Here is a 7,272-nt window from a genome sequence, read left to right as displayed (position 1 = left end):
TCGAAACCGATATCGCGCACCTGCTGACCTCGTGGAATATCAACGTGGTGATGCCGGTCGGCGGACAGTCCAGCTTCTACGCGGACTGGAACGCCCCGTCGAGCTTCCTCGGCGTCGCGCCGGGCTCTGGCTCCTCGTCCGGTTCGACATCGGGATCCGGTGCGCTGCAGGCGTTTTCGGCTGGGCCGGGTAAGTCCTACACCTACAAGTGGGAGACCTTTCTGACGCAGAACCTGCGCGGCGCGCTGCGCGACCGCCTGGGATTCCGGGCCGACCGCAACGGCGTCTTCGGCCTGTCGATGGGCGGTAGCGCCGCGCTGACCCTGGCCGCCTACCATCCCGATCAGTTCAGCTTCGCCGGCTCGTTCTCCGGTTACCTCAACATCTCGGCGCCGGGTATGCGCGAGGCGATCCGCGTCGCGATGCTCGATGCCGGCGGTTACAACGTCGATGCGATGGCTCCGCCGTGGGGCCCGCAGTGGCTGCGGATGGACCCGTTCGTGTTCGCACCCAGGTTGATTCAGAACAACACGCGGCTGTGGATCTCGGCCGGCAGCGGCATCCCCACCGCCACCGACGGACCGAATATGGGCACCGTCAACGGCATGGGACTCGAGGCCCTCGCACTGGTGAACACCCGCGCATTCCAGGTGCGGATGGCGTCACTGGGCGCGCAGAACATCGCCTACGACTTCCCGGCCGCGGGCATCCACGCCTGGAACAACTGGCGTGACGAGGTGTATCGGATGGCTCCGGACTTGTCGGCCAACATCGGCTGATACTGATTCGCCGACGCTTTCCGCTGTGCGGATCGTCGGCGGTCCGCGGACCGCCACCCGGCGGCGTGTCGCTCACAAGGCACGCCGCCGGGTCGTCTTCGTCGGCGAGACCTCCCGGAATCGCGCGCAGTGGCAGAGCCGTATCCGCAGTCCGCGGCGGTGCGCTCGCCGTAGGGTCGGATGCGGAACCAGGTAGCGATGTCGGGAGGCGAAGTCTCATGGCGGAAGCGCAGCAGTGGTCGTGGTCGAAGATACTGGGCCCCGAGGGTCCGCCGGCGGTGATCTGTATCCGGTTGGCGGTGGGACTGGTGTTCCTCAGTGAGGGGATTCAGAAGTTCGTCTACCCGCACGCGCTGGGACCGGGTCGATTCGACAAGATCGGGATACCGGCGCCGACGTTCTTCGCCGACCTCGACGGCGTCGTCGAAATCGTGTGCGGCGCCTTGGTCGTGCTCGGTCTGCTGACCCGACTGGCCGCGGTGCCGCTGCTCATCGACATCGTGCTGGCGATCGCGCTGACCAAAGTGCGTGAGCTGCGCCCGGGCGGATTCGGTGGAGTGCAGGGTTTCTGGGGAATGGCTCACGACGCGCGCACCGATTTCGCGATGCTGCTCGGATTGATCTTCCTGCTATGGGTGGGGCCCGGCCGCTGGTCGCTGGATGCGCTGATCGCACGGCCCGCCGGTCCGTCACCGGCGGGGCGCGTGTCTGCCGGTGGGCGGGTCAATCCACCATGACGGCGACGTCCTCGGGCTGGGACGCACGAGTGGTCGTGGCGGTCATGAGCAAGCCGCAGACGGTGAGGCCGGCGGCGACGAGATAGAGGGGGCGGGGGCCTGCGGGCGAGTCGGCGATCAGTCCGCCGACGAGTCCCGCGGCGGCCGCGGCGAGTTGGTAGCCGGAGGCGTTGACGGCGATCGCCAGGGTGGGTGCCGCGGCGGCGGTTGTCATCACGCGCGCCTGCATTCCGGGGATGACGGCGAAGCCGAGCAGACCGATCGCGACGACCGCGACCACGGTGAGCGCGGTGACGGTCGCGACGAACCACGCGCCCACGAAGGTCGCGGCCAGCAGCCCGAGCAGCGCGGGTTGAGCGAACCGTGGGTTGCGGTCGTAGAGCGTGCCGCCGACGAGATTGCCGATCGTCGCGCCGACGCCGTAGGCGAGCAGCAGTAGTGGCAGGCGGCCGGCGGGATGCCCACCCAGGTTCGTGAGCAGCGGGGCGAGGTAGCTGAACACCATCAGCGCGCCGACGTTGCCGACCGCGGTGATCGCCAGCGCCACCAGCACCGGCCCCCGCCGCAGGACCCGCAACTCCGCGACGGCCGAGGTCCGCTCCGCGCCGGCCGCGGAGGGGAACGCCCGGGCGACCGAGACGAGGCCGATCAGGCAGGCGACCGCGATCGTGGCGAAGGTCGCCCGCCAACCCCACTGACTGCCGATCCGGGTGCCGATCGGAGCTCCGAGGATCATCGCCAGGTTCATGCCGAATGCCAAGCGGGCCACCATGGTTCCGGCCCGCTCCGGGGCCGCGGACCGTACCGCGATCACGACGGCCTGGGCGAAGAACGTCGAGGTCACCAGTGCGGTGAGCAACCGGGCCGCCAACAGCAGCCGGAAGTCGGGCGCGAGGGCGGAGACGGCATTGCCGACGCCGGCGACGGCCAGCAGGGCCACCATCAGGCGTTTCCGATCGAGTCCGGCCGTCACGGCGGTGAGCAGCGGCCCGCCGATGATCATGCCGGCGGCGTACGCGGTGACCAGCAGACCGGCGGCGCCGACGCTGACCCCGAGGTCGCCGGCGACCTCGGGCAGGATTCCGGCGACGACGAATTCGCCGGTGGTGACGCTGAATACGCAGAATATGAGGATGAGGAGTCGGAGCATGCTGGGACGCTAAACTCTCACGTCCACGTGAGAGTCAAGCCCGAACAGCGAACGGAGCGCCAGGTGAAGATCGGAGAGTTGGCCGAGCGCACCGGGGTGAGTGTGCGCGCACTGCGGTACTACGAGGAACGAGGTGTGCTGAAGCCGGAGCGAACCGCCGCCGGATATCGCGTCTTCGGCGACTCCGACGTCCGCACGGTGGCGCATATCCGCACCCTGCTCGCGGCCGGGCTGCATATGGACCTCATCGGTGAGATCCTGTCCTGCCTGTCGGGTGATTCCCTGCTGTTGGACGGCTGCCGCGAACGACTGGAAGTGGAGCGTCGCCGCATCACCGGTGATATCGACCGACTCGTCCACACCCGATCGTTGCTGGACGATCTGCTCGCGACCACCTAGCGCACCTCGATCGCCCACTCCGTGTTGTTTAGGCTGGCTACCGGCTATTTGGTGAGTCGGCCAGGTCGGCCGGAGGGGAGTGAATCGCTCTCGGACTCAGGGATTTCCGGAGACGAGCGAAACTCCGAAGATTTGGCTCAGCCGCTCTCCCTCGACCAGGAGAAGGAACACGCCGTAGTACACATCGAGCATCAGAGCATTGTGCCCTGTCGCGGTGTCGCGCGACATGGAGATGCGCGAGTTCGGTCCCACTGAGCGGGTTCGGTGATATTCGGACCACCTGGAATGTGACACGGTTCACGCCATCTTGTTCACCTGTCACTCCGGAGGGCATATGTCCACCTCCCTCGAAGCGACGACACCGTCGGAGCCGGTCGATACCACCGGCCGCCTCGACGGCGCGTCCAAACTGCGCATTTTCACCGTGCTGGCGGTGATTGTGCTGTTCACCGAGGTCGCCCCGATGCAATTCGTCATGGTGTCGGCGGCATTGCGCCAGATCGCGCCGACCTTTCCCGACCAGGGCGCGAATATCAACTGGGCGATCATCATCTTCGGCGTCATCGGCGCCGCGGCCTCGCCGCTGATCGGCAAGATGAGCGATATCTGGGGCAAGAAGCGGATGTTCCTGCTCTGCGGGGTGCTGTTTCTGATCGGCTGCGCGCTGTGCGCGATCACCAGCAACTGGATGATCTTCCTGGTCGGGCGAGGTCTGCAGGCCACCGCGATCGCGACCGCGGTGATCTCCTACGGCCTGATCCGCGACCTCATGCCCCGCAAGTACGTGCCGATCGGGCTGGGTGTGGCCTCCACCGGCCTGGGTGTTTCGGCCGTGGCCGGACCGCTGATCGGCGGCTACATCGTTGACCACCACAGCTGGCGGGCGATCTTCTGGTTCCTGTTCGTCTTCACCCTGATCATGCTGCCGCTGGTCGCGCTGATCGTGCCGGAGTCGCGGCTGCGCACGCCGCAGCGACTGGATGTGATCGGCGCGGTGCTGCTGGCCACGGGTGCGGTGCTGACGCTGATCTACCTCGACAAGGGGCAGGATTGGGGCTGGGCGAAGCCGTCGACTCTCGCCTGGCTGGTCGTCGGACTCGTGCTGCTCGCCGCCTTCCCGATCGTGGAAATGCGTGTGCGGCAACCGATCATGGATATGAAGCTGCTGTTCCACCCGCGAGTGAGCGTGGTGTTGTTCGTCTCGCTGCTGGCGTCGTTCACGATCGGATACCAGGGCTACGCGGTGGGGTACATGACCCAGTCGCCGCCCGCCGCGGATGTCACCGCCGGTGTCGTGCAGGGCACGCTCGCCGAGATCCACGCCCAGACCGGGCAGATGCTGCCGGCGCAGGCCGTGCAGGTGAGCCTGAATCCGGGCTACACCTACGGCGACAATCTGACGCTGCTCGGATTCGCGGTGCACGTGGCCTTGGCGCAGGCGGTGCTCGGCATGATCGCCGGACTGGTCGCCGGGTTCTGGATCCGCCGCTCCGGTGCGCGGCTGCCGCTGATGTCGGCGCTGGTGGTGATGGTGCTCAGCGGGCTGGCCTATGCGATGCTCGACCACGGCTGGAGTGTGATCGCCCTGATCAGCGCCGTGTACGGCCTTGCCTTCGGTCTGTACTACGCCTCGACGCCGAACCTCATCGTGGAGGGCGTCCCGGCCGAACAGCAGGGCATCAGCGCGGGCATGCTCGGGGTGATGCAGTCGATGGGCGCCGCGATCGGCATCGCGGTGGCGACCGCGTTCCTCAACGCCAATCCGGTGCGCGCCGATATCTCGGTGGCGGGAAAGCATGTGGCCACCAAAGATATTCCGCTGTTGTTCGCCGACCGCGGATATGAGCTCGGCTTCTACTTCGTGGCCGTGGCCGCCGCTGTCGCGCTCGTCGGTGTGGTGTTCATGAAGCACGGCCGCAGCGCGGCCACCGGTGGTACGGCGTTCTGATTCCGGGACACCACGCGGGCGGTGCGGTGGCCGGTGCGGGCCACCGCACCGCCCGCGTGCGTGGAACAGTCAGAGGCCGTGCGGTTTCGGCGGTGTGCCGGGCAGCTCGAGCGGCGGCGACCCCGGGGCTTCGAGTTCGCGTTCGAGCAGATCCGCGATCACGTCGGCATGCACCGGGTGGTGGAAGTACCAGCCCTGGGCGGTATCGCACTGCAGTCCGAGCAGCCGGTCGGCCTGATGCCGGGTCTCCACGCATTCCGCGGTCACGCTCAGGCCCAGATCGTGGCTGAGATCGATGATCGTCTCCAGGATCAGCAGATCGCTGCGGCCGACCGTGCCCGCATTGCGGATGCGATGGATGAACGGCCCCGCCAATTTCACCACGTGCAGCGGAAGCTGGCCCAGATAGGCCAGATTGGAATACCCGGTGCCGAAATCGTCGATGGCGATGCGGATTCCGGATTCGGCGAGGGTGTGCAGCGCCTGCAGCGGCCGGCCGATGGCGTGCATGAAGGTGCGTTCGGTGAGCTCCAATTGCAGCCGGTCCGGCGGGATTCCGGTGTCGGCGACGATCTTCTGCACCCGTTCGAGCCAGGCCGGATCGGCGACCTCCTCCGCCGAGACGTTCACACTCACCACCGGCGCCTTGTCGCCGAAGCGGTCGCACCAGCGCCGGCCTTCCCGGCACGCCTGCTCCAGCACCACCGTGCCGAGCGCGATGATGTGGCCGCCGCCCTCGGCCAGGTCGATGAACCGGGCCGGACTCAGAATTCCCAGCTGCGGGTGGTGCCAGCGCACCAGGGCCTCCACCGCGACCGGCCGGTGGTCGCCGAGATCCACGATCGGCTGGTAGTCGAGGAAGAATTCGCCGCGGGCCAGCGCGCCCGGAAGATCGGCGAGTAGTTCGGCGCGGGTGTGCTCGCGGCGGCGCCGGCTGGGGTCGAAGACCGCGTAGCGGCCGCGGCCGTCGGTCTTGGCCCAGTACATGGTGGAATCGGCTGCCTGCAGGAGTTCTTCCGTGGTGGTTTCGGCGGCCTGTTCGGAGATGACGCCGATACTCACCCCGATCCGCAACCGGTGCCCGTCGATGTCGAACGGCACGGTGAACGCGTCGAGCACCGTGCGGGCCAGATCGATCAGTTCGCGCCGGCGGCGGGTGCGGGGCACCAGAATGACGAATTCGTCGCCGCCCATCCGGGCCACGAGATTGTTCTCCCCGACCGCGCACGCGCACAGCCGCGCCGCCGCGCGGGTGAGCAGTTCGTCGCCGATGGAGTGGCCGAAGGTGTCGTTGACGGCCTTGAAATGGTCCAGGTCGACATAGCACAGGCCGACTCGCGCGTCCGGATCGGCGAAGGCCTCGGTGAGCGCGTCGAAGAACCGGGACCGGTTGGCCAGGCCGGTGAGCGGATCGTGATGGGCCCGGTAGCTCAGGCGCTCGCGCAACTCGCGCTGTTCGGAGATGTCTTCGACCAGCACCAGCGTGTACTGCGGTCGGCCGTGGTCGTCACGGATCAGCGATACGTTGATATTGGTCCACACGGTGTGCCCGTCGCGATGGCGATACGCCTTCTCCATCTGCGCGTGATCGTGGTCCCCGCGCAGCACGCCCGCGTACAGCTCCCACATGCCCGGCGGATCGTCGGGATGGGTGAGGTCGGTGACCTCGAGTTCGTACATCTGTTCCGGTTCGTAGCCGAGCATGGCGGCGAACGCGTTGTTGACCTCGATGATCCGGCCGGTCATATCCGACAGACCCGTGCCGATCCCGGCCTGGGAGAACACGGCCCGCAATCGGGCCTCACTGGCGCGCAACTGTTCCTCCACCACACTGCGCGCCGCGATATCGGCGGTGCGCACACTTTCCTGTTCGCTGAGCAGCCAGGCCCGGAAGGCGCGCACGTAACCGCCGGCGAAGGCGCCGATCAATTCCGCGGCCCGGCCGGAGGCGATGTCGAGTTCGGCGAAGTAGGTGGCCAGCACCGTCATGGTGCGGCCGAGGACCTCGTCGCCGACGAAATGAGCGCGGGCCAGATCGCCGCCCAGTTCGGCGACCCGCGCGGTACCGCCGGAGTCGGCGGCGTCGATCAACCCCCGGGCGAGGGTGACCAGCAACTGGCGGGCCTCGGAAACGCTCATGGGTACGACGTGATCGCGGACCCCGCCGCCGAGCGCCGCTGCCCACCGGTGCGCCAGGTCGGCGTGCGGACCGTCGTGTTCGGACCCATCCCACGCCATGTCGATGATGGTAGCCGGGGC

The 7,272-nt window shown here is 67.7% G+C and carries 6 protein-coding genes; 4 read left to right on the top strand and 2 right to left on the bottom strand.

Annotated elements, in window-relative coordinates:
• Both A5789_RS17275 and A5789_RS17270 read left to right on the top strand, forming a co-directional pair.
• On the top strand, positions 1-779 hold a 779-nt coding region (locus tag A5789_RS17275; protein WP_064927297.1), incomplete at its 5' end, for an alpha/beta hydrolase family protein.
• A 218-nt stretch (positions 780-997) separates the two neighbouring features.
• Positions 998-1,516: a DoxX family protein gene (locus A5789_RS17270; protein WP_063018174.1), complete on the top strand. Its 519-nt coding sequence runs from the start codon at positions 998-1,000 to the stop codon at positions 1,514-1,516.
• On the opposite strand, the gene A5789_RS17265 is transcribed toward A5789_RS17270, so the two are convergent.
• A complete protein-coding gene (locus A5789_RS17265; RefSeq protein ID WP_064923333.1) occupies positions 1,503-2,666 on the bottom strand; it encodes an MFS transporter in 1,164 nt (387 codons plus the stop codon). The two genes, A5789_RS17270 and A5789_RS17265, sit on opposite strands and share 14 nt — an antisense overlap.
• Before the next feature lie 63 nt (positions 2,667-2,729).
• On the opposite strand from A5789_RS17265, the gene A5789_RS17260 reads away from it, so the two are divergent.
• Together A5789_RS17260 and A5789_RS17255 are read left to right on the top strand one after the other, a co-directional pair.
• On the top strand, positions 2,730-3,065 hold the full coding sequence (locus tag A5789_RS17260) for a MerR family transcriptional regulator (RefSeq protein ID WP_063018199.1): 336 nt from the start codon (positions 2,730-2,732) through the stop codon (positions 3,063-3,065).
• Between the two features lie 334 nt (positions 3,066-3,399).
• Positions 3,400-5,013, top strand: a complete 1,614-nt coding sequence (locus tag A5789_RS17255; RefSeq protein ID WP_064901654.1) for an MFS transporter — start codon at positions 3,400-3,402, stop codon at positions 5,011-5,013.
• A 69-nt stretch (positions 5,014-5,082) separates the two neighbouring features.
• Here A5789_RS17255 and A5789_RS17250 read toward each other — a convergent pair whose 3' ends face one another.
• Positions 5,083-7,251, bottom strand: a complete 2,169-nt coding sequence (locus A5789_RS17250) for a bifunctional diguanylate cyclase/phosphodiesterase (protein WP_063018168.1) — start codon at positions 7,249-7,251, stop codon at positions 5,083-5,085.
• Positions 7,252-7,272 lie beyond the last annotated feature (21 nt).

Source organism: Nocardia sp. 852002-51101_SCH5132738 (assembly GCF_001665695.1).
In the GTDB taxonomy this organism is placed as follows: domain Bacteria; phylum Actinomycetota; class Actinomycetes; order Mycobacteriales; family Mycobacteriaceae; genus Nocardia; species Nocardia nova.
This window is presented reverse-complemented; position numbering and strand designations above follow the sequence as displayed.

Excerpts from the sequence above, each read along its gene's own strand:
- A5789_RS17270 (WP_063018174.1), top strand. The coding sequence starts at position 998 with ATGGCGGAAGCGCAGCAGTGGTCGTGGTCGAAGATACTGGGCCCCGAG.
- A5789_RS17265 (WP_064923333.1), bottom strand. The coding sequence starts at position 2,666 with ATGCTCCGACTCCTCATCCTCATATTCTGCGTATTCAGCGTCACCACC.
- A5789_RS17255 (WP_064901654.1), top strand. The coding sequence starts at position 3,400 with ATGTCCACCTCCCTCGAAGCGACGACACCGTCGGAGCCGGTCGATACC.
- A5789_RS17250 (WP_063018168.1), bottom strand. The coding sequence starts at position 7,251 with ATGGCGTGGGATGGGTCCGAACACGACGGTCCGCACGCCGACCTGGCG.